The sequence below is a fragment of the Algoriphagus sp. AGSA1 genome, from assembly GCF_021390545.1.
Lineage (GTDB): Bacteria > Bacteroidota > Bacteroidia > Cytophagales > Cyclobacteriaceae > Algoriphagus.
Genome location: NZ_JAJUWR010000024.1, coordinates 43,779 through 66,812, shown reverse-complemented (window position 1 = coordinate 66,812; position 23,034 = coordinate 43,779). Strand labels below are relative to the sequence as shown.

The 23,034-nt window shown below is 42.7% G+C and carries 18 protein-coding genes; 15 read left to right on the top strand and 3 right to left on the bottom strand.

Going from position 1 to position 23,034, the window contains the following annotated elements; all coding sequences use genetic code 11:
* Position 1: 1 nt before the first annotated feature.
* The 6 genes from LZF95_RS18265 to gldN all read left to right on the top strand — a co-directional run bounded on the left by LZF95_RS18265 (position 2) and on the right by gldN (position 6,466).
* Positions 2-775: a uroporphyrinogen-III synthase gene (locus tag LZF95_RS18265; protein WP_233756469.1), complete on the top strand. Its 774-nt coding sequence runs from the start codon at positions 2-4 to the stop codon at positions 773-775.
* Positions 776-851: 76 nt separating this feature from the next.
* Positions 852-1,832: a type IX secretion system membrane protein PorP/SprF gene (locus LZF95_RS18260; RefSeq protein ID WP_233756468.1), complete on the top strand. Its 981-nt coding sequence runs from the start codon at positions 852-854 to the stop codon at positions 1,830-1,832.
* Between the two features lie 167 nt (positions 1,833-1,999).
* Positions 2,000-3,094, top strand: coding sequence for a gliding motility lipoprotein GldK (gene gldK, locus LZF95_RS18255; RefSeq protein WP_233756467.1), 1,095 nt, complete (start codon positions 2,000-2,002; stop codon positions 3,092-3,094).
* A gap of 108 nt (positions 3,095-3,202) precedes the next feature.
* The gene (gldL, locus tag LZF95_RS18250; RefSeq protein WP_233756466.1) at positions 3,203-3,961 is read left to right on the top strand and encodes a gliding motility protein GldL; all 759 of its coding nucleotides are present in this window, start codon (positions 3,203-3,205) and stop codon (positions 3,959-3,961) included.
* A gap of 39 nt (positions 3,962-4,000) precedes the next feature.
* Complete coding sequence (gene gldM / locus LZF95_RS18245; protein ID WP_233756465.1) at positions 4,001-5,614, top strand: gliding motility protein GldM; 1,614 nt, start codon at positions 4,001-4,003, stop codon at positions 5,612-5,614.
* 33 nt (positions 5,615-5,647) lie between these two features.
* Positions 5,648-6,466: a gliding motility protein GldN gene (gene gldN, locus LZF95_RS18240; protein ID WP_233756464.1), complete on the top strand. Its 819-nt coding sequence runs from the start codon at positions 5,648-5,650 to the stop codon at positions 6,464-6,466.
* Between the two features lie 16 nt (positions 6,467-6,482).
* Here gldN and uvrC read toward each other — a convergent pair whose 3' ends face one another.
* The 3 genes from uvrC to LZF95_RS18225 all read right to left on the bottom strand — a co-directional run bounded on the left by uvrC (position 6,483) and on the right by LZF95_RS18225 (position 13,284).
* Entirely contained in the window at positions 6,483-8,288 is a 1,806-nt protein-coding gene (uvrC, locus tag LZF95_RS18235; RefSeq protein ID WP_233756463.1) for an excinuclease ABC subunit UvrC, read from the bottom strand.
* 64 nt (positions 8,289-8,352) lie between these two features.
* Positions 8,353-10,659, bottom strand: a complete 2,307-nt coding sequence (locus LZF95_RS18230) for a penicillin-binding protein 1A (RefSeq protein WP_233756462.1) — start codon at positions 10,657-10,659, stop codon at positions 8,353-8,355.
* 3 nt (positions 10,660-10,662) lie between these two features.
* Positions 10,663-13,284: a gliding motility protein gene (locus tag LZF95_RS18225; RefSeq protein ID WP_233756461.1), complete on the bottom strand. Its 2,622-nt coding sequence runs from the start codon at positions 13,282-13,284 to the stop codon at positions 10,663-10,665.
* A gap of 145 nt (positions 13,285-13,429) precedes the next feature.
* Between LZF95_RS18225 and LZF95_RS18220 the strand changes: the two genes are divergently transcribed.
* The 9 genes from LZF95_RS18220 to LZF95_RS18180 all read left to right on the top strand — a co-directional run bounded on the left by LZF95_RS18220 (position 13,430) and on the right by LZF95_RS18180 (position 22,901).
* Complete coding sequence (locus LZF95_RS18220; RefSeq protein WP_233756460.1) at positions 13,430-13,657, top strand: AtpZ/AtpI family protein; 228 nt, start codon at positions 13,430-13,432, stop codon at positions 13,655-13,657.
* A gap of 446 nt (positions 13,658-14,103) precedes the next feature.
* On the top strand, positions 14,104-15,147 hold the full coding sequence (atpB, locus tag LZF95_RS18215; protein ID WP_233756459.1) for a F0F1 ATP synthase subunit A: 1,044 nt from the start codon (positions 14,104-14,106) through the stop codon (positions 15,145-15,147).
* A 37-nt stretch (positions 15,148-15,184) separates the two neighbouring features.
* Positions 15,185-15,445, top strand: a complete 261-nt coding sequence (atpE, locus tag LZF95_RS18210) for an ATP synthase F0 subunit C (protein ID WP_092894836.1) — start codon at positions 15,185-15,187, stop codon at positions 15,443-15,445.
* 72 nt (positions 15,446-15,517) lie between these two features.
* A complete protein-coding gene (locus LZF95_RS18205) occupies positions 15,518-16,012 on the top strand; it encodes a F0F1 ATP synthase subunit B (protein WP_233756458.1) in 495 nt (164 codons plus the stop codon).
* 9 nt (positions 16,013-16,021) lie between these two features.
* Positions 16,022-16,579, top strand: coding sequence for an ATP synthase F1 subunit delta (gene atpH / locus LZF95_RS18200; RefSeq protein ID WP_233756457.1), 558 nt, complete (start codon positions 16,022-16,024; stop codon positions 16,577-16,579).
* A gap of 23 nt (positions 16,580-16,602) precedes the next feature.
* The gene (gene atpA / locus LZF95_RS18195) at positions 16,603-18,180 is read left to right on the top strand and encodes a F0F1 ATP synthase subunit alpha (protein ID WP_233756456.1); all 1,578 of its coding nucleotides are present in this window, start codon (positions 16,603-16,605) and stop codon (positions 18,178-18,180) included.
* Positions 18,181-18,245: 65 nt separating this feature from the next.
* The gene (atpG, locus tag LZF95_RS18190) at positions 18,246-19,118 is read left to right on the top strand and encodes an ATP synthase F1 subunit gamma (protein WP_233756455.1); all 873 of its coding nucleotides are present in this window, start codon (positions 18,246-18,248) and stop codon (positions 19,116-19,118) included.
* A gap of 507 nt (positions 19,119-19,625) precedes the next feature.
* Positions 19,626-21,437, top strand: a complete 1,812-nt coding sequence (locus tag LZF95_RS18185; protein WP_233756454.1) for a carboxypeptidase regulatory-like domain-containing protein — start codon at positions 19,626-19,628, stop codon at positions 21,435-21,437.
* 33 nt (positions 21,438-21,470) lie between these two features.
* Positions 21,471-22,901, top strand: coding sequence for a glycoside hydrolase family 76 protein (locus LZF95_RS18180; protein ID WP_233756453.1), 1,431 nt, complete (start codon positions 21,471-21,473; stop codon positions 22,899-22,901).
* Positions 22,902-23,034 lie beyond the last annotated feature (133 nt).

Genomic DNA, 23,034 nt, shown 5'->3' with positions numbered 1-23,034 from the left:
CATGAGCGCAGTTACCAAAGACAGGTTTAGACCAGTAAAAAGTATCCTAGTATCTCAACCAGCCCCGGCAGGAGCTAATTCTCCCTATGTGCAGTTGGCAGAGAAATATAACCTGAAGATTGATTTCCGGCAATTCATTAAAGTCGAGCCCGTTGTGCCCAAGGAATTTCGTAAGCAGAAGATCGATATTCTGAAGCATACCGCGGTGATTTTTACCAGCCGCAACGCAATTGACCATTTCTTTGCGATCTGTAAGGATTTCAAGATCGAAATGCCCGCTGACATGAAGTATTTCTGTATTTCTGATCAGACGGCCCATTACCTGCAGAAGTACATAGTAATCCGTAAGCGCAAATTGTTTGTAGGCCAGAAGACTGCCCAGGATTTATTTGATTACTTCAAGAAACATAAATCCGAAAAGTATTTATTCCCTTGTTCTGATATCCGTAAAGATGATATTCCTGATTATATGGAAAAAAACGGAATTGCGTTTACAGAAGCGATCATTTATCATACCTTAGAGGCGGATTTATCTGATCTGGCGGATGTGAAATACGATGTGTTGGCGTTTTTTAGCCCTTCAGGGATCAAATCATTGAAAATCAATTTCCCGGATTTTGAACAGGGAAATACCAGGATAGCCGCTTTTGGCCCGACTACGGCGCAGGCGGTAAGGGATTTGGATCTGATTTTGGATATTGAAGCGCCTATGCCGAATGCTCCTAGTATGACGGGAGCATTGGAACTTTATATTAAAAAGGCGAATAATTTGTAAAACATAAAACCTAAAACTGTGGTTTTTCAGTATAAATTCTTACACTAGCTACTATGTTTGACGAAACCACTTTAAAATGATCCGAAAAGGCCATGGAATATACTTTTTAAGGTATTCACTTCTTCTATTCTTCTTTTTTGGGATTTCGTTGGTCATGGCCCAGCAGGATCCCCAATTCACCCAGTACATGTACAATGGTATGTACTATAACCCTGCCTTTGCGGGTAAAGATGGAGGGTTTAGATTCTCGGCTTTGCATAGATCCCAATGGCTGAATTACACAACGAATTCGGGACAAGGTGGTGCGCCGGTCACTCAGTTGTTGACTGCTCAGGGCAGGCTTGAAGGGAAAGATATCGGTTATGGCCTTACTGTAGTCAATGATCAAATAGGTGCCACCGGGAACTTGGAAATTAATCTTCAAGGCGCCTATCATAAAAAACTCAATAGATCTACTTTGAGTTTGGGTGCGTATATAGGTATGTATTCTAGTTCTTTGGATTATGGGGAGCTGATTGTAGTGAATCCAGAGCCCAACCTGCCTAGTTCGGGCAGGGAAAGCCAGTTAAACTTTAATGTAGGGGCGGGGTTGCTATATGATACACGTAACTATTATATTGGGCTAAGTAGTAGGCATCTGAACGAACCTAATTTTGATTTTGGAGATGGATCGTATGAAAATCAACTGAAAAACCATTCCTACCTTTTGCTTGGTTATAGGCTTAGACCGGTGGGGCAGTTGGCGATAGAACCCAGTTTGCTTTTAAAATCAGTGTCTTTTAATAATTTTTCTTATGAAGTGAGCGTTATTGCTACGCATCAGAATAAGATAAGTGGAGGGATTGGCTTTAGAGGTGAGGAAGCAGTTTCTTTAATCCTTGGATATAGCTTATTGGCGAATAACTCACTGAATTTGGGCTATGCCTTTGATTTAGTATTCAGTGGTGTGGAAGCTAAATCACCTACAAGTCATGAGTTGATGCTTAGGTATAGATTGACCACAGCTACTAGGGAAGTTCAGCGAGTGATTCAAAGAACACCGAGATTTAGGTTTTGAAAAGATCTGATTTTCCTTTAAGAATCGTTGACGGCAGTTTACCCCAGCGTTATATTAAACTATTATTTGGCAGGTTATTTGCATTATTGTGCCAAATTCAGCTAAATTTCGAATCTTGAAAATACTTTACACACCGCAATTAATTGATGAACGAAAAAACGTCATTTATGTATAAAAAAATGAATGTTCGCTTTGTGCCCATTACCCTAGGTTTGGCATTAGTGACGCTTTTGCCGAGTTGTGGTCTTTTCAATAAGAAGGGTTCAGCTAGCGAAAAGATGAATAGAAGAGGAGAGGTGACGGGTGTTCCGAAACGATCTAGCTGGCAGCAGAACCTGCCTTACGATATGGTTCCGGTGAAAGCAGGGACGTTTTGGATGGGACAGGCTGATGAGGATATCGCGTTTACCCAGTCCTCATTGAACAAGCAGATCACGATATCTGAATTTTTTATGGACAAATACGAAGTGTCCAACAACAAGTACCGACAATTTTTGGAAGCCGTGAAAAGCGGGACTTATGAAACAGGCACCCCGACTACACTCAAAGATCCTCCCCAGCTGAATTATGATGAGCTTAGACCTGATACTACCGTTTGGTCAACAAGTTTCGCGTATCACTATGGAGATCCATTGATGGAGTTTTACTTTGATCATCCCGCTTTTGATAATTATCCGGTTGTGGGGGTTTCATGGGATCAGGCAAAAAAATATTGTGAGTGGAGAACCTACCACCAGAGAGCAAACGATGATAGCGATTTTGATGGCCCTGCATTTGAACTTCCTTCAGAAGCTGAGTGGGAGTATGCCGCCAAAGGAGGCAAGGAAGTCGCGAAATATCCATGGGGCGGCCCATATCTGAAAAATAAGAGAGGGTGTTTGATGGCAAACTTCAAGCCCGGCAGAGGTAATTATATTGATGATGGTTTTGCTTATACTGCACCTGTTGATGTTTTCGCTCCTAATGGGTATGGATTGTACAATATGTCCGGTAATGTGGCTGAATGGGTACTGGATGCTTATTCCACTACTTCGAGTTCCATTACTTGGGATTTGAACCCCGTCTATGATGATCCTAATGAACCTAGGAAAGTCGTAAGAGGCGGAAGTTGGAAAGATATAGCCCACTTTTTGGAAACCAGTACCAGGACTTATGAGTACGAAGATGTGGCCCAGGCGCACATAGGTTTCAGAACAAAAATGACATTCATTGGCCGCTCTGGATCAATGGACGTGAACAGTTCTACAAGAAGAAGACGATAAAAAAACGAAAACACTCCCACAAATAAAAAATACCTTAAATCTTTAATTTCAATTTCTCAAATGGCTAGCAACAGCAACTCGTTCTCAGCAAAATTTTATTCCAGCATAATGCCGAAGATTTATGGTATTGGTGCTGCTGTCGTTATTCTCGGTGCGATGTTCAAGATCCTGGATTGGGCAGGGGCTAATTGGATGATTGGTATCGGACTAAGTACTGAGGCATTTATATTTTTTCTTTCTGCATTCGAGCCACGAAATGAAGAAGTGGATTGGTCTAAAGTTTATCCTGAGCTGGCTGGTGATGCACCGGCTGCCCCAAGAGCACAAAGAGTTGTTGCCGGAGGAGGAGATCAGGTTTCCCAAAAGCTTGACGAAATGTTGGCCAATGCCAAAGTAGGGCCTGAATTGATCGAAAGCCTAGGGAAAGGAATGCAAAACCTTGCAACCTCTGCCGAGAAAATGGGCAACTTATCTGATGCTGCGGTAGCAACAAATGAATATGCGACCAATGTAAAAACCGCTGCCAAAACTTTGGTGGATATGAACGCTTCTTACAGCAAGACCGCGGCTGCACTGACTGAAATGTCTTCAGCTTCGCAGGACGCAAAAGCCTACCATACCCAGGTAGTGAATGTGACTAAAAATCTATCCGCGCTGAATTCTGTTTATGAGATGGAACTTCAGGACGCAAACAGCCATGTGAAGACACTCAATAAATTCTATGCGAATATGACCGCTGCGATGGAAGGTCTTACTGAAGCAGGCAAAGAAACCCAGGCATTTAAAACAGAATTGTCAAAATTGAACCAGAACGTCAGTTCTTTGAATAAAATCTATGGTGGAATGCTATCCGCTATGAAAGGTTAATTTCTCTTCAATTCATTTAAAATCCATTAAAACTTAAAAATGGCAGGAGCTAAAGAGACACCTAGGCAGCGGATGATTGGTATGATGTATCTGGTATTAACGGCCCTTTTGGCCCTCCAGGTAAGCAACCAAATCCTCCAGAAATTTGTGTTGATTAACGATGGGATGGAAAGAACCTCCCGAAACTTTATCAACAAAAATCAAAAGACAGTTGAATCTATCGCCTATACTGTAGATCAACAGGGAAATAAAGAAGTAGATGTGCCAAAGGTAACCGCTGCCAATCAAATCAGGGAGGCTACTAAAGAAACCTTTGATTATTTAGAGCAGCTTAAGCAGGATTTGATTATCGAATCCAATGCGAAGAATGACGAAGGAAACTTTGTTAATGCACAGCTTAAAAACACCGAGATTACAGGTAATATTTTCGCCAATAAAGGTAAGGGCGAAGAGATGAAACAAACCCTAAACGCATATCCGGCCAGAATTTCTGAAATACTTACTTCTGTAGGGCTTTCCGATCTGAAATTTGGGGATATCGCAAAGGATGCGTCTGAAATAGAGTTGTTTGCCAATGATAGAGAAGCAAGGAATAAAGACTTTGTTGCCTTGAATTTCATAAAGTCTCCAGTTGGTGCGGTGATCGCATTGATTTCTCAGTACCAAAATGAGGTACTGAATATTGAAAGTGAATCATTGACCGCTGTGCAGAATACAATTGGATCTTTCTTTTTCAAAGCGGATGTGACCGAAGCTAGAATAGCAGCCCTATCCAATGTGGTTGCCGCCGGGACCAAATTTGAAGCGGATATGTTTATCGCTTCCAGTTCCACGTCTGCAGTGCCTACTATGACGATTGATGGCCGTTCGGTTCCTGTGGATGCCAGTGGTTTTGGTAAGATTGAATTTACCGTAACTCCCGCAGGACAATACGATGAGCGGGGATTGGCGAAAAGAACTATAAACGGGGAGATCATTACAAATATTGGAGGTGAGGACAAAGTTCTTCCAGTAGCCTATGATTACTTCGTGGCTCAGCCGGTGATTAAAGTATCTTCTGAAGTAGTTCAACAACTCTATGCTGATTGTGCGAATGAATTGCTGATCGAGGTACCTGCATTGGGGAACACCTACTCTCCTGAGTTTGCTGTCACCAATGGCCAGTCTATCAAGGGAAATAAACCTGGCCAGCTAACGGTGATTCCCGGTGCATCAGGAAAAGTAAATATAGGTGTAAGTAGTGGTGGGAATAAAATCGGGACGGTTGATTATGATATCAGACCAGTCCCAACTCCATCCTTAGTACCGGCAACGGCAAATGGTACTGAACTCGATTTGAGCCAGGCCCAAGCTATCAGTTCCTTGATGGGGCTTAAGCTTCTTGCCAAAGCTGAGCCTACCTTTGCCAGAACTATGGCTAAGGATGCCAACTTTGAGGTCACTGGTGGAGAGATGAGGTTGCTTAGAAATGAAGTGCCTCGACAGACAGTCCAGATCTCTAGCGGTAATAATCTCGCCATGCGTTCGTTATTGGAAAGTGCGAGAGCCGGTGATGTTGTCGTCTTTGAAATCAGACAAGTGACCAGAACGAACTTCAGAGGAAATAAAATTCCTTCAGAACTAAGACAAGTTGTTCCTATTCGCGTTAAGTAAGGCGTAATTGGGGATTAAGATAAACGAACGATTATGAAAAAGTTTCTTCCAAAATTAATCTTGTCCCTGCTGATAGCAGCGGGATTTGCTCCGCTGTCAAGTGTGGCACAGATCCCTGCTACAAGTGTGTCCCCTTCGGGCTATGGAGACCGTCAGTTTGATATGGATACCATTTACTCTGCAAAGAGAATCCGTGAGGATGATAAAATGTATCAGGTCGGTGTATGGAGAAGGATAGACCTTCGTGAGAAGTACAATAAGCCACTATATGGGGCAGGGGACACTAAATCGAATGGAATTGTAAATCAGATTTATAAGGCTGTTGTAGAAGAAAATGCGTTGGAGGTTTTTGGAGACGAGGATTTTACGCAGCCATTATCCATTGCGGAGTTCCAGGATAATTTCTGGATAAACGCTACAGGAGACAGTATCTTCTCCAAGCAGCTCTACTACCTGGATTTTAGAGAGGATTTTGTATTTGATAAGCACCACTCTGACATGGTGTTTGATATCAAATATCTGGAATTGGTCATGCCTTCTGAGACAAACTCCAATGCTGGGCAAAAAACCATTGCATTCATCCGATACAAGGACTTCTACAATTACTTCAAAGACCATCCTGAAGCAAGATGGATTAACTTCCAGAACCTTTCAAAAAGTCTGACCTATGATGAGGCTTTTGAAACCAGGCTTTTCAGGTCTGTGGTGAGAAAGTTTACTAACTCTGAGGATGCTTTGATAGCTGATTTGGTGAAAGTAGATCATCCCAATCCGGAGATGCAGGCATACATAAACGCCCTGGAATTCGAGTACAAATTGTTGGAATATGAGAACTCCCTTTGGGAGTGGTAAATAATGCAGGGGCTTTTTAAGCCCCTTTATTTTTATCTCTCCATTCTACAAGGGCTTTGGCCCTGCTAGCGCCAATCACATTTGCTATTTCTTCCTCGCTGGCTAAGCTGATCTTTTTGACGGATTTGAAATGGCTTAATAGTGCGACGGCAGTATTCTTTCCAATCCCAGGGATCGCAGTAAGTTGGGTGCCAAAAGCATTTTTGCTTCTTACGTTTCTATGAAATGTGATTGCGAACCTATGTGCCTCGTCCCTGATTCGTTGCAATAGACGCAGACTCTCAGATTTTTTGTCAATATGTATAGGATAGGAATCTCCCGGGAAATAGATTTCTTCCAGGCGTTTTGCGATTCCTATAATAGGCATTTGTCCATACACTCCCAGCTCCTTCAATGCCTCTACTGCAGAAGATAACTGGCCTTTTCCTCCATCGATTACCACGAGTTTGGGCATTGGCTTTCCTTCCTCTAAAAGACGCTTGTATCTTCTTCCCACCACTTCTTTCATACTGGCAAAATCATCCGGGCCAGTTACCGTTTTGATGTGATAGTGTCTGTATTCTTTGACTGCAGGTTTGCCGTTTAGAAAACAAACCATGCTGGCCACCGGATTGGTCCCTTGGATATTTGAGTTGTCAAAACATTCAATATGGTCGGGTATTTCAGGAAGAGTCAGGTCTTGCTGCAGTTGGCGGATAACCCGGTCTTTTTTATCTTGGTTAAGGCCCAGCAGAAGCGCTTTTTCCTTTTTATAGTAGAGAGCATTCTTGAGTGAAAGTTCTATTAGTTTCTTCTTGTCGCCGATTTTGGGCATGAACACATTTAGACCTTCAATAGCTTCTGTGAGTTCTATGTTCAGCAGCACTTCTTCCGCATCGCTTTGGAATTGATCTTGAAGCTGTATAAGCGCCGTGAGCAGTAATTGCTCATCTGATTCGTCCAGTTTCTTTTTGAGCTCTACGTTTTTTGAGGTGATGAGAGAGCCATTCTTCACCCGCATATAGTTCACGTAGGCGTTTTTCTCATCCGAGACTATAGTGCATACATCGAGGTTATTAATAGATGGACTTGCCACCAGTGATTTGGCTTGATATTTTTCAAGCAAGTCAAGCTTTTCTTTCAGCTTTTGCGCTTTTTCAAATTCCAGATTTTCAGCAAGTGTTTGCATCTCTTGTTTGAAATAAGACTTTGCTAAGCCCAGATTCCCTTTCAGAATATGTTTTGCATGTTCAAGATCTTTCAGGTAATCCCCTTCATTTTGAAGGCCTACGCAGGGTCCCTGGCAATTTCCGATATGATATTCCAGACAGACTTTGTATTTGTCCTCAGCTATTTTGTAGGGGGAGAGATCCAGGTTGCAGGTCCTGATCGTAAAGAGTTCGCGGATCAGATCTAGCACATTGTTCATGGCCTTCACACTTGCAAAGGGGCCAAAATAGGTGCCTTTTTTGGCAATTAGATTTCGGGTTGGGAATATCCGGGGGAAATGTTCTTTTGTTAAGAGCAGGTATGGATAAGTCTTGTCGTCCCGCAGCAGGATATTGTACTTGGGCTGGGACTTTTTTATCAGATTATTCTCCAGAAGCAATGCGTCAAACTCACTATTCACGAGGGTGATTTCAATTCTCCGGATCTCTTTTACCATCTTTCTGGTTTTAAGATTGAATCCTACGCTTTTGTTGAAATAACTTCCGACTCTTTTTTTCAGGCTTTTGGCCTTGCCTACATAGATGAGCTCACCGTCCTCATTGAAATATTTATATACACCTGGATGATCGGGTAGGGTGGCGTGATCATTTGGAGAGAAAGAGGATGATTGCATGTCCTAAAATTAAAAAAAACAGCCTAGTAGTAAGGCTGTTTTTGAAAGGGGATATAATCTTTTTCTAGAAATCGTTTTTGGTGGCATCATAATCAAAATCACTGTAGCGCTGGCTTTCCCTTTCATAGGTATCACAGTCTATTTCTATGCTTAGCGGTCGTTCAGGTCTTGGGAAGGGTCCTTTTGTATATCCTAGGCTTTCGTCTGCATATACTTTCATCATATAATTTTGCCAGATAGGCCTTGCCGTCCTACCTCCTTGTCCAGCTGTCCAGCTTCTAAAGTGGATAGCCCGGTCATCTCCTCCTACCCATACACCACTCACTAAATCCTTGCTGATCCCCATATACCAGCCATCAGATGCATTTTGGGTTGTTCCTGTCTTTCCACCTAGCTCCATGCCATTTCTTAATTCCCAATTGACTCCCTGGCTGGTGCCGCCACGCTCCTCAAACCCCCCTCTCAACATATAAGTCATTAAATAAGCATGCTCTTCACTCATTGCAGGTCTCTTCTTCGCAGTGAACTGTTCGATTACATTTCCGTTTTTATCCTCAATTCTGTCAATATAGAATGGCGTGGTATGTTCACCCTTGTTGACAAAAGTCCCAAAGGCCCCAACCATTTCAAAAATTGAAACATCATTAACGCCCAAAGCCAATGCGGGAACCTCTTGCAGATCGCTTGTGATTCCCAGTCTTCTGGCAGTTTCCACTACTATCCTGGGACTAAGCTTCTTCATCATATAAGCGGTGATGGAGTTGACTGATTCGGCCATTGCATGCCTAATGGTCATTTTTTCATAGGTGAACTTGCCGTTTGCGTTGGAAGGCCTCCATGCTGGTTGGCCAGGTATATACACTTCTACCGGCTGATCGATCACACTATAGCAGGGACTGTAGCCGTTTTCTATGGCAGCTGCATAGACGAATGGTTTGAATGTGGATCCCGGTTGCCGCTTTCCTCTTTTGACGTGGTCAAACTTGAAATATTTGTGGTCTAATCCTCCCACCCAGGCTTTGATCTGGCCGGTATGCGGATCCATACTCATAAACCCTGTCTGTAGGAATTTCTTATAATACCGAAGGGAATCCATGGAGCTCATCAGGGTATCTACTTCTCCCTTTTCCCATGAGAAGACCTTCATTTTCTTTTTCTCATTCAGTTTGATATTGATGGAGTCGGTATCATCTCCATATCGAACCTTCAGTAGCCTATAGGCTTCAGTTCTCCTTACAGCGTCTTCAATGAAATTTGGGATCACCCGGAAACTTTCATCTATCCAGGGATCTTTGTTGCCCATTTCTTTATAGAATGCTGCTTGAAGCTCCTTCATATGCCCTGCTACAGCTTCCTCTGCATACCGCTGCATTCTACTGTCAATGGTAGCGTAGATTTTCAGCCCATCCCCATACAGGTCGTAAGCACTTCCATCTGATTTGAGGTTCTCCTTGGTCCATTTTACAAGGTCGGCTTTTACGATCTCCCGGAAATAGGTTGCCAATCCTTTGTTTTGGTTGGCTACACTATAATTCAACTCGATGGGTAAAGCCGATAAAGAATCAAATTCCTCCCTTGTCAGGTAATTGTTTCTCATCATCTGGGCGAGCACGGTATTTCTTCTCCTTAATGAATTGTCAGGGTTATATACAGGGCTGTAGTAAGAAGGAGCTTTGAAGAGACCTACCAGAACCGCTGATTCCTGGATGGCTAATTCCGCAGGTTTTTTATTGAAGAAGGTTTCTGCAGCGGTTTTGATCCCAAATGCGTTGGATCCAAAGTCTGATGTATTCAGATATAGCGTCAAGATCTCGTTTTTGGTGTATGCTTTTTCCAATTGAGTGGCGACTATCCATTCTTTGGTCTTAATGATAAGCATGCGAAGTCCCGGTATAGAGCTGAGCAGGCCATTGTTGGAATCCGTCCTTGTTTTGAAGAGGTTTTTCGCTGTCTGTTGGCTAAGTGTGGAACCACCGCCTGCATTTTGACCCAGCAAGATGGATTTGACAAATACGCGCACCATGGCTTGCATATCAATTCCCGAGTGGCTTTCAAACCGCACGTCTTCTGTGGCTATAAGCGCATTGACCAGATTTGGGGAAAGCTCATCGTAATTTACAGGGCTACGGTTTTCGCGTATGTACCGTCCCAGCAGTAGCCCATCGGATGAATAGAGCTCAGAAGCAATTTGTGAATCGGGGTTTTCCAAAGCTTTGAAGTCTGGAAGAGATCCAAAAAGCCCAAGAAAATTAATGCTGATCATCCAAACGAACAGGATGAAGCCAAAAATCCCAGCTATGAAGGCTATCCATAAATATTTTACTGTCTTGGATACCCAGGCGGAGGTTTGGGGATTTGCTTTTTTACTCATAGTTTACTTATAAGCGGACTTGAAAAAAGCCCTATATTCCTTTAAATTTTTACTCTTATGCAATACCTGGAAATTTTCAATGGAAATCACGAAAGCATTAGCTGTCACTTCCTTAGGCAGGTCTTCTGAATTGAACCCCTTTTGAAATTTTCTATAATACTCTTTTGCTTTTTCAGCGTTTGAAAATGGGCTTATGATGTAAATCGCATTTTCGCTGTTCATATTCATCTCTCCGGTTCTTAGCTTTTCTTTGGAGAAATTTGCAGAATGAAAACTCTCCAAATCAGCCAAAAGGCTTTTGGCTGACTCAGCCTGCCCGGGCTCCATTGCCAGTACAAAGATATGGGTAGTGGATTCACTGTATTTATATGGGGATTCCGCTAAATCTTCATCACCTTCTGATCTTTCCAATACACTGTTATCTGTTTTCGTGGAATCTCCTTCCTCCAATTTTGGGGGATTAAGCTCTGCCAGCTCTGATGCCGTTAGCAGAGGTTTCAGCATATTCCTTGCCAAATCTACCAAATTTTCATCTTGGGTATTACGTATATAATTTTCCAGTCTCTCCCTGTACACTGTCCGACTTTGGGTTTTTCCGGTATTCATGATGTCCAGCAGTAGGAGACGTTCAGTATTACGTGTCAAGGGGTATTCTTCCAGCGCCGATTTGATGATACTTCTACTTTCCTGGTGATTCCCATCATAATAGGCTTTATAGGCTAATTCATATCGTTTGGAAGACTCTACATAGGCGAGATTTCCGGAGGCAGCATCTGGGTTATTTACAGAAAATGTATATTGTGATTCAGGAAATTCCCTGTTCAGCCTATTGATGTACTGCTGCGAATCACCTCCAAGATCCTTCTGAGCCAGATACAAGAGATAATAGGCCTCGGGTTTTCTGGATGAATTTGGATATTCCCGCACGAGGGTTTCCAGATTGCCGATACTGAGTTCTGTCTCTTTCAGATCAAAATAGAGCAGTTTCCCTAGTTCAAAATAGGATTCTTCCAGCTGGATGTTCAATGTTTCTATCTGTTCTGGGGAACTAGGTATCTCGGAAAGTAAATTTTCCAGTGTAGGTAGTTGATTTAAGAGTGCTTGGGGTTCTATGGCGGTAGAATCTCCCGGTTTTTGTTCAGGAGTAGTAGGGTTGGAATTTTGAAAGCTGGCGGCGCTCCTTCTCCAGTTATCCTGCAATGGCCGATTTCCCCAGGTACGCCTAAAATCAATGGCACCTTGCTGCATTGCGGCACTATTGTCGAAATAAAAGGTAGAGCCAGAACCTCTGTCGTTGAAGGCCAGAAGGTTGTCGAAAATGCTAGTGCTTTTCGGTTTTTGTTTGGCCTCTGCTTCGCGGATCAGCCGCTCTTCCTCTGCTTTAATGTAATTTTCTGCAGTTAATTTTTGCTGATCGGGTGAGAGCTTGGCCAAATTCAACAAGCTATCATTGCCCTGAATCCGCTCTGTATGGAAAACATATTGGTCTAGGGATTCCTTCTGGCTGGTGATATCTAATGCAACAGGATCATTTTCACTGATGAAAGTGAGTGCTGAATCCAAGTAATATTTAGTGGCGCGATAGTCCTGAAAGGTATCAAGGTTAATCTCTGCTAGCTTTTGGTAAATATACCCTTTCACTCTGGGATTGCTTCCCGGTTCTTTGGCTGCTTGATGCAGCAAGTCAAGGGTAAGTTGGGTGTCGCCTTGCTTTTCTTCAAAAAGTGCTTTTTCATAAATTACAACATCTTTCAGATCCCGGTTTTTTTGGTCTTCATAGAGGTCGTCATAGTATTTCCGTACTTTTTTCAGGTCTTTAGAGGCATTCAGTTCCGCCACTTGCTGGGCGTATAGTTGTGCATAGAAGCTTCGTTCATAAGGTGGATTTCCTGCCAGAGCTTTGCCATAATATTCATACGCAAGGGCATCAAATCCTTGCCGTTGATATCGCTGAGCAAGTATAAAGTTGATCCTAGAGGCCTCTTTTTTGTCTTTGGAATATTCCAGCGCTTTATCAAGAGCTCCGATGACACCACTTCTATCGCCTCTTTTCTCGTAGTAATATGCCAGCGTTCTATACAAGTCGTACCTGTTTTCTTTGGAAATATTAACTTCTTTGGAAAAATAGTCAATTGTGAAATTGGCGTTTTCGAATTCATTCAGATCCACGTACAGCCGAAGTAAGGTGACCAGCGTTTGGTGTCTCAGATCAGTGCTTTTGGAATTTACATTGACATATTTGAAGGTGTTTTTAGCATCATCAAAATGAGACTGGTAGTAATCGACTTTTCCAAGTAGAAAATAACTGTCATCAACCCAATTGCTGATTTTGTGCCACTCTATAGCTTTGGAAGCCAATTCCCGGGAAGAACTAAGTTTTTCTTCATTGGCCTGGACAGTTGCCGAGTCAAAAGGAATAAAGACCGGAAGTACCTGGGTGTAGTCTTCCTTATAATTTTGATACACTTCCTCCTCCACCTCTTTTAGTCTTACATCGGCAAGATAGTATGCATTGTAATGTGAGGTAACATTGTGGAATGTCCTGTTTACAAAGGTGTTACGCTCCGAAGAACAGGATACGCAGAAAATTAAAATGACTAAGGCAAGTCTGGAAAATTTCCTCATGAGTTGTTTGGCCCAATTCAAGTAGCAAAATAGCTTTTTTGCATTACTTAGAGAACGAATTCAATGTTCTATTATTTGTATCACTTGCGACTGGGAACATTTAAACCACAATTTTTAATAAATTAAAGTTTCCACCCTTATTTCTATGGATCCGAAACGCAAAGATACCAAACCAAAGAATACTCCGGTCTATGTAAAATACATTGGGCTTTCTTTCCAGCTTTTTGGAATAATTGGTGCAGGAACTTGGCTGGGCTGGTGGCTTCACCAGCGAAGTGGCTTTAAATTCCCGGCATGGTTACTGTTTTTTTGTTTTCTCTCCACCGCAGTAGCTTTTTACCAACTTTGGGTTTCTATCCGTCAGGATAAGTAACCTACAAAAGAAAATTGGGGGTAAATTTGCAGAAAAATATTAACCTAATGCAGAAAGCGAACTTTCATTTAAAATTTTTCCTGTTGACAGGGATATTTTGTTTACTGATACTTTTATTGGGTTGGCTCCTGCCATCGATTATCCATAATGATGTTTGGATAATTTTGGCTTTTCTGGCGGCAACATCCTATTTGGTAGGAATAATCAGCATCTGGCTGCTAAAAGGCTCCTCTGAAAACCTACTGCAGGTAAAGTTACTCGGCATGATCACAAGGATATTAGCCTCATTATCTTTCATAGCAATCATGGTTTTTTTGGGTACGGAGAATATTCTTTTGTTTGTAATGAATTTCTTTATCCTTTTTTTGTTCTATCTGGTTTTTGATATCTACGTGTTTCTGGCTAACTTGCGCCCGATTTCGAAGTAGCCCTCAAAAAAAGAGTAGATGACGCGTAAATTTCTTTCCCTAAGTGTTTTATTGTCAGTGTTTTTGCTGATGTTCTCCAGTATGTCATTTGCTGCTGGGGCTGATATCGAAGATGGAGGTGAAGATCCTACGGGGTTCATCATGCATCACATCAAGGACTCCCATGAGTGGCATTTTTTCAATATTGGGCATACCCATGTGACTCTTTCCCTGCCGGTGATCGTGTATTCGGCGGATAGAGGTCTGGAGATTTTTAATTCTTCCGACTTTCAAAATCCAGAGACACATGCCTTTGGGGAGGAATATGCCCACGAGGGTTATTTCATCGATTCCCACGATCATATGGGGAGAGTTGATGGTGCTGCGTTTACAGATTTATCGATTACCAAGAACGTTGCCATGATGTTTTTAGTGATTGCGGTAGTCTTGATTTTTACGCTTTCAGCAGCAGGGCACTATAAGAAGAACGGTGCGGTTGCGCCAAAGGGTGCTGCGTCTTTTGTAGAGCCAATTGTTGTCTTCGTTAGAGATGAGATAGCACACAAGGCAATAGGACCTAAGTACAAAAAATTTGTCCCTTACCTGCTTACACTTTTCTTTTTTATCTGGATAGGTAACTTGATCGGGCTTTTGCCTGGTGCTGCTAACTTAACAGGAAACATAGCGGTGACGGCCACCCTCGCGGTATTGACCTTTATTATTGTTAATGTGAATGGAAACAAGGATTACTGGAAGCACGTGTTTATGACTCCTGGTGTTCCTATTCCTTTGTTACTGGTAATTGTGCCTGTGGAAATAATCGGTTTGTTCACCAAACCGTTTGCATTGATGGTCCGTCTATTTGTGGCGATCACAGCTGGCCACATTGTGATCTTGGCATTTATCGCCTTGGTTTTCATTTTTCAATCTTATTCTATCGGAGTGGTAAGTACCTTGATGGTGACCTTCATCAATATGATTGAATTACTGGTGGCGACTATTCAGGCTTATGTGTTCACGTTGTTTACGGCGATGTATATTGGTTCCGCTGTAGCAGAGCATGCTCATGACGAAGCGCATTAATTAGGAATTTCTTTGTTCAATTTATAAAAAAAAAAGTATGTTAACTTCAATCTTATTGTCAGCTGGAATGGCACTTATGGGTGCTGGTATCGGTGCAGGTATTGTTGCGATTGGCGCAGGACTTGGTATCGGTCGTATTGGTGGACAGGCTATGGAATCTATTGCTCGTCAGCCAGAAGCTGCTGGTAAAATCCAAACTGCTATGTTGATCATCGCAGCTTTGATCGAGGTGGTTTCCCTGTTTGCAGTGGTAGTATGTTTACTTATCGCATTGAATGCAGGTGGTATCGCTTTCTAAGAACAAATGAATCGGGATTGGCCTGAATGGTCAATCCCTCTTTTTGAACAATAACGAAATTATATATATCTAATGGATCTGATTTTACCTAGTTCCGGACTGATCTTCTGGCAGTTGTTTGGCTTTTTGGCTCTCTTGTTTATCCTAATCAAGTTTGCTTGGAAGCCAATGCTTGCAGCTATTGAAGAGAGAGAGACCAGCATCGATAACGCATTGAAAGCAGCAGAAACCGCCAGAAATGAGATGGCAAATCTGAAAGCTGAAAATGAGAAGCTTCTTGCAGAAGCCAGATTGGAAAGAGATATTATCCTTAAGAAAGCCCAAGACACTTCTGTGAAAATGATCGATGATGCAAAAGAGGAAGCTGTAAAAGCCGGTGCTTTGATGATCGAGAATGCCAAGGCAGTAATAGAAACTGAGAAGAAGGCAGCTTTGGCTGATGTCAAAAATCAGGTAGCGGTCCTTTCTTTGGACATTACGGGGAAATTGTTGAGGAAAAATCTTTCTGATGATGAGTCCCAGAAGAATTTGGTAGATGGTTTCATCAAGGAACTTAAGCTAAACTAATACACCTCCATGTCAAACCAGAGAGTAGCATCCCGCTATGCCAAGTCTATCATGGAACTTTCTTTGGAAAAAGGAAGATTGGAGGAGGTGCATCAAGATTTTCAACGGCTGACTGCTTTGGCAGCTAGCAATCATGAGCTGGCACTGGTCCTTAAAAACCCTGTGGTCAGTTCTGAAAAGAAACTGAATGTGCTAAAAGCACTATTCCCTAAATCAGATCCTCTTACGATGACTTTCTTCGAGATTGTGTCCCGTAAGAACAGAGAGGAAATTCTTCTTGACGTTGCGAAGGAATTCGAAGCACAGTATAATCTACACCATTCTGTTCAAGTGGCTGAGGTGATCACCACCTTCCCTATTGATGACAAGCTCCGTAAGGAGTTTGCCGATGTAGTGAAGGAAATTTCGGGCAAGCAATCTGTACAATTGGTGGAAAAAATAAATCCAGATCTTATAGGCGGATATATTTTGACAGTAAATGACCGTCAGCTTGACGAGTCTTTGAGTAGCAAACTGAGACAATTGAAGACCCAGTTTGTCCAAAATCATTACGAAAGTAAAATCTAACAAAAAGCATTAATTAATATATCATGGCAGACGTAAGACCTGATGAAGTTTCGGCAATTTTAAGAGAGCAACTCTCTGGTGCAAGAACCGAAGCTGAACTCGAAGAAGTGGGTACAGTCCTTCAAGTGGGGGATGGTGTCGCCCGTATCTATGGACTTTCTATGGCTCAGTCCGGTGAATTGCTAGAATTCGACAATGGTCTGAAAGCAATGGTACTTAACCTTGAGGAAGACAATGTAGGAGCTGTAATCTTCGGTGATTCCAAATCTGTAAAAGAGGGAGATACTGTTAAAAGAACAAAAAGAATCGCTTCCATTCAAGTGGGTGAGGGAATGCTTGGCCGTGTAGTGGATACCTTGGGTAATCCTATTGACGGTAAAGGTCCCATCTCCGGCGACTTGTACGAAATGCCTTTGGAGCGAAAGGCTCCTGGTGTAATCTACCGTCAGCCGGTAACAGAACCTCTTCAGACAGGGATCAAGTCTATTGATGCGATGATTCCTATTGGTAGAGGACAAAGAGAATTGGTGATCGGTGACCGTCAGACAGGTAAGACTGCGGTTGTGATCGATGCTATCTTGAACCAAAAAGAATTTTACGATAAAGGTGAGCCGGTTTTCTGTATCTATGTTGCTATCGGACAGAAGGCATCTACCGTTGCCGGTGTAGTTGCGGCGTTGGAAAAAGGCGGTGCCCTTCCCTATACAGTGGTTGTAGCAGCTCCCGCTTCTGATCCTGCTCCTATGCAGTTCTTTGCTCCGTTTACAGGTGCATCGATAGGAGAATTCTTCCGTGATACAGGTCGCCCTGCCTTGGTGGTATATGATGATCTTTCTAAGCAGGCTGTAGCTTACCGTGAAGTATCTCTTCTATTGAGAAGACCTCCGGGACGTGAAGCATATCCGGGTGACGTATTCTATCTTCACTCAAGATTGCTTGAGAGAGCTGCCAAAATAAACAAGTCAGACAAAATCGCTCAGGAAATGAACGATTTGCCGGATTCTATCAAGCATCTGGTAAAAGGCGGCGGGTCTTTGACAGCACTTCCGATTATCGAAACTCAAGCTGGTGACGTTTCTGCCTATATTCCGACTAACGTAATTTCGATTACCGATGGTCAGATTTTCTTGGAAACCAACCTGTTTAACTCTGGTATCCGTCCTGCGATCAACGTAGGTATCTCAGTGTCCCGAGTAGGTGGTAACGCACAGATCAAGTCAATGAAGAAAATTGCCGGTACCTTGAAGTTGGATCAGGCAGCTTTCCGTGAATTGGAAGCATTCTCCAAATTTGGATCTGATCTGGATGCAACTACCAAGCGTACGATCGAAAGAGGTAGAAGAAACCAGGAGATCTTGAAGCAAGCGCAGTACTCTCCAGTATCTGTAGCGCATCAGGTAGCGATCATATATGCTTCCACTAAAGGCTTGATGGATACTGTCCCTGTAGAGAAAGCAAGAGCATTTGAGAAAGAATTCTACACGCTTTTGGATACATCTTATCCGGAAGCACTTCAACTAATCCTGAAAGGTGATGTGGATGGAGCTGGTAAAGTTCTTTCTAAGGCAGCTGCTGAATTAGCACCTAAGTTTTCTAAATAATTGATTTGAATACCGGAAGACGAAAGTCTTTCGGTTAGTTAATACCTTAGCACAAAGCAAGCAAGATGGCTAATCTTAAGGAAGTAAAGGAACGGATAACCTCAGTAGTCTCTACACAGCAGATTACCAAGGCCATGAAAATGGTTTCCGCCGCCAAACTTAGAAGAGCACAGGACAAAATCGTGCAGATGCGTCCTTACTCTCAGAAGTTGACCCAAATCCTGAACAACGTATCAGCTGCTTCTGAAGGAGCGGCAGATATTGTTTTTGCTGAAAAGCGTGAAGTACAGAATGTATTGATCATTCCTGTCACTTCGGACAAAGGACTTTGTGGTGCTTTCAATTCTAATATTATCAAAGCTGTAAATCTTGCCATAGCCACCAATTTTGCCGGCAAAAATGTCACCATACTTCCTATAGGGAAAAAGGCTTTTGAAGCGTTCAAAAAACGCGACTTTAAAATGGTTTCTGATTATTATCAATTGTTTCAGGATCTGAATTTCGATAATGCCAGAAATGCCGCAGAATATGCCATGAACTCTTTTGTTGCTGGAGAATACGATCAGGTTGCTCTGGTATTTAATGAATTTAAAAACGTGGCAACTCAGGAAGTTATCGTTGAGCAGTTTTTGCCAATGTCAAAAGAAGACTCTAGCGAGGAAAAAACTTCTGAGACTGATTACATCCTAGAGCCTTCCCGTGCTTATATCATCGAAGAGCTGGTGCCTACTTCTTTGAAGATCCAATTTTATAAAGCAATTCTTGAAAGCAATGCTTCTGAACATGGTGCGAGAATGACTGCCATGGATAAGGCTACCGAGAATGCCGGTGAGTTGCTGAAAGAACTACGATTGATGTATAACAGAACCCGTCAAGCGGCAATTACCAATGAAATTCTTGAAATAGTCTCCGGTGCAAACGCACTTGAGAGTAAGTAATAAACGATAGACCTACTTTCAAACCACAGCTCGCAAGGGTTGTGGTTTTTTTATGTCAATCACAAAGCAGAAACATCAAAATTCATTGTTATGTAGCTTTTTTTCAGCTGTCTTGGGTAGGCATTTCCAGCACAGTAGAATGTAACACGTAGAAACCAGGACTAACTGCATTAGAGTGCCATAATTTTTTCCGTTCATTTCCATTCATTTTTTTTGATCTGTGCTCTTTGAAGTTGTGTATAGAATAGCCTCGGTATAATATGTGGTTACCTACTGTGATTAATCATGTGTTTTTAAAGGGCTTTGTTCCAATTGCCCACTGTTTGTCAGTGTGCAATGAAGATGGCAATTGCCAGATTAATAGATTTTTCTAAGTCATTAACCCTGATTTAACCAAGAATTTAACCTGATCCAATCTATTTTTCCTCTACGCCAATTTGTGAGATTATAAGGTAATTTGCCCATTTGGCGATTAATTATTCTACCAAACCCATAATAGCCAACAGAATGAGTAAGAAATTACGTACGATTATTTACGTTGCGTTGCTAAGTACTTTTATCGCTTCGGTAACCTCATGCGTCAATGAAGACGAACCCATCGAGGAGCCTCGAGGAACTATTACAGGCACTGTTACAGACGGGGAAGGCCAACCTATTTCAGATGTAGAAGTAACGCTTGCCGGTATAGGTGAAGAAGAAGTGTCTGTGACTACCGGAGGAGATGGGAACTATTCCTTCGAGAATGTAACCTTGAAAACAAGAGCAGTTAAATTTTCCAAAGCGGGCTGGCTGACAGTCAGTGTAACTGTAAATCCTGAAAAATTTGATGCTAATCGGGTTGCGACCGCAGACATGACCATGATCTTTGCCTCCGCTAAAATCAGCGGAGTGATTACGGATGCACAAAACAATAATGCCGCCCTCGAAGGTGTGACTGTTAGTGTAGGGGTAGCAGGCACAGTAACCAGTGGAAGCGACGGTGCATTCGTTTTAGAGAATCTGATCGTTGACACATACACGGTTACCTTTACCAAAGCAAACTATAAGACCGTAACACGAACGGTAGGTGAGTCTGATTTTGTGAATGGTGTCGCTACTTTAGAAGTAGGAATGGGGAGCAACGAAATTCTCCGGGGTCTTACCACTGTTGATCTGTTAGACGCCGACAAATGGTATTACAACGAATATCGGGGTGGGCGAAATGCTGACGTTTATCCTCGTTGGGATTGGGCGTGCAACTATATGTCGGCACTTGATTTCCAAGGAGCATGGCAAGAGCAAAACGAAGGCACCACTTTACAAATTCGCAATAATGAAGAGGATCGCAGCAACCCGGCGGATCTGAACGTTTTTGATTCCTACGTTTACGGAAGCAAGCTGATTACGGAAGAAAACAAGATTTTGTCACTGAGGCTAAGCACACACAATGCGGACGAGGCAAATCCCGCATATTTTGGTGTTCAGGTAGTTGATCTTTCCGCTGCTCAACCTACTGCCGTTAAAATAGGAGAGAATAGAACTTATGGATCAGGGAGCTATGCCGACTTTGAGTTTGACCTGGGTGAATATGTAGGTAAAGAAGTGGTCATCGCTATAGGCATATACCGCCAATCTACCGGGGATTATTGGAAGCAGCTGGTACTCCGCGCTATTCGTTTTGCGGACAAGAAAGTAGAAAACTGGGATTGGCTGCCAGGTACAGAAGTTATTGAAGGATGGAAGCTTACTCAGGAGACGGTGCGCTCTACTATGGCGCATACCAAAACCTCCTTCACAGGAATCAGCCCAGTGAATGGTAACCGGGATAATTATGTGGATGCTTATCGTGCTTGGCGTGGGGTTGATCATGTGGCAGCAGAATGGTTTTTTGTCCCTCTAAAGAAAGATCCTGAAGTCTTCCCCTCTGAAGGCTATCTGATAAAAACCCGTAATACCCCTGAAGTTGACACCAAAGTACCAGAGGCATATCTGTATTCAAAGTTCTCAATAAATGCAGGCAGCAATCAGTTGACTCTGAGTACGCGGAATTTCAGCGACAATTTCACCTACTTCAAGCTTACCGCTATAGCCGATGACGGGACAATCACCCATTTAGATCCTAAGTCAACTACTGCAGATGAAGCCATTGCCGCAGAAGATGGCTGCTGGAAGTTTAGGCATGGCGACGGTGGTGCAGGAAATCCTGAGGGCTATGCCTCATTTGTGTATGACTTAGCACCGTTTAACGGCCAAAATATAACACTCGCATTGGGTGTATATAACGGGGAAGCTGAATCTGGAGAAAATAAACTGGTCATACATCAAATTGATTTGAACTAAACAATGAACCTTATTATGACAATATATCGCTCTATGATCACTATTTATAGTTTACTGCTGCTGCTCGTGACAGCATGTGCCGAAAATGTATCTGATACTAACCCAACTGGGCCTCCTCTGGAAGAGGTTGTTCTTTCTGAGCAAAACCTTCTTCGCGCCATGGAACTCACCGACAAAGCAGTCTCTGCCCATTTCACTGGGGCGGGGATGGCTATGGCTAGATATTATAATCCTTACACTGGTGTTCGTTCTGATGAAATAGGCAGCGTATGGATGTATTCAGCTGCTATAGAAGCTGTAAATGCTGTTCTACATGCGCTTCACGCCCAAAAGGAAAAGGGTAATTCTGCCCTTTACGAGGAGCATTTCAATAGGTACTCCGACTTGCTGGGGGAGCTGTATGACAATGTGGATTATTACCAGGGAACCTTCGAGTTGGTCTCTTACACCCAAACAAAAGAATGGTCGGTGTACGGTGTGAATAGGGGAAATGCAAAAGGTACAGCCAAGGTAGAGGGAATCGAAAACGTGTATGACGATCAGATGTGGCTCATACGTGAATTGCTCGAATCTTATAAAGTTACCGGCATCCAAGCTTATTTGGATAAAGCTGAATATTTAACAGCCTACGTATTGGATGGATGGGATAGCACCCGCAATCCTGATGGAACAGAGCGTGGAGGAATACCCTGGGGACCTGGCTATGTGACCAAACACGCCTGTAGCAATGGGCCGATGGTGAGCCCCTTGGTGTGGTTGCATGAGCTGTACAAAGATAAAAACGACGAAATAACCTATAGGTACATTGATGAAGCGGATAAGGAAACCCGTAAAACAATGGAGGTTAAAAAAAGTGACTATTACGCAGATTTTGCAGAGAAAGTATATGATTGGCAAAAAAGTCAATTGCTCCGCGCAGACGGCGTGTATGATGATATGAGAGGCGGATGCTCCCCCGGCAGTCCTCAAACGGAGACCATTGATGGAGCGGTATACCGTAGAGGCATTTCATGCCAAGATCGAGTAGGCCCGGCTATTTCTTACAACAGCGGGACAATGCTTTCGGGAGCAGCTGATCTATACAGAATGACAGGTGAAAGCAAATTCCTCGAAGATGCCAAGGAATTGTCTGATGCCAGTTTTGCCTACTTCGCAAAACTAGGACAGAACAAACCTGGATATTACACATACGATATAAGCGGATTCAGAAATTGGTTTAATGGTGTATTAATGCGCGGATATGTAGATGTACATCCTTCCTATGCCGCTACATCCGACTATATCGATTCCTTCCAAAAGAACCTTGACCACGGGTACGATAATTTCCTTTATGAAGGTTTTCTACCAACCAATTTACTGGTAGGGTGGAGCCTTGACAATAACAATAATAGAACAGAAGGAATGTTCAACTTCGCTTTTGCAGCAGAATATGCCGTGTTGTCACGATATGAGCTGGAAAAATGAGTTTAGGTTTTGGCGTCCGGTATCCATCGGGCGCCATTGTTTTTAGACACGGTAAATACCTCGACGAGGTAATGGTTAAATAAAATATTGTTGAACATATGCATAATATATACAAAAAGTTTTCCAGAAAACT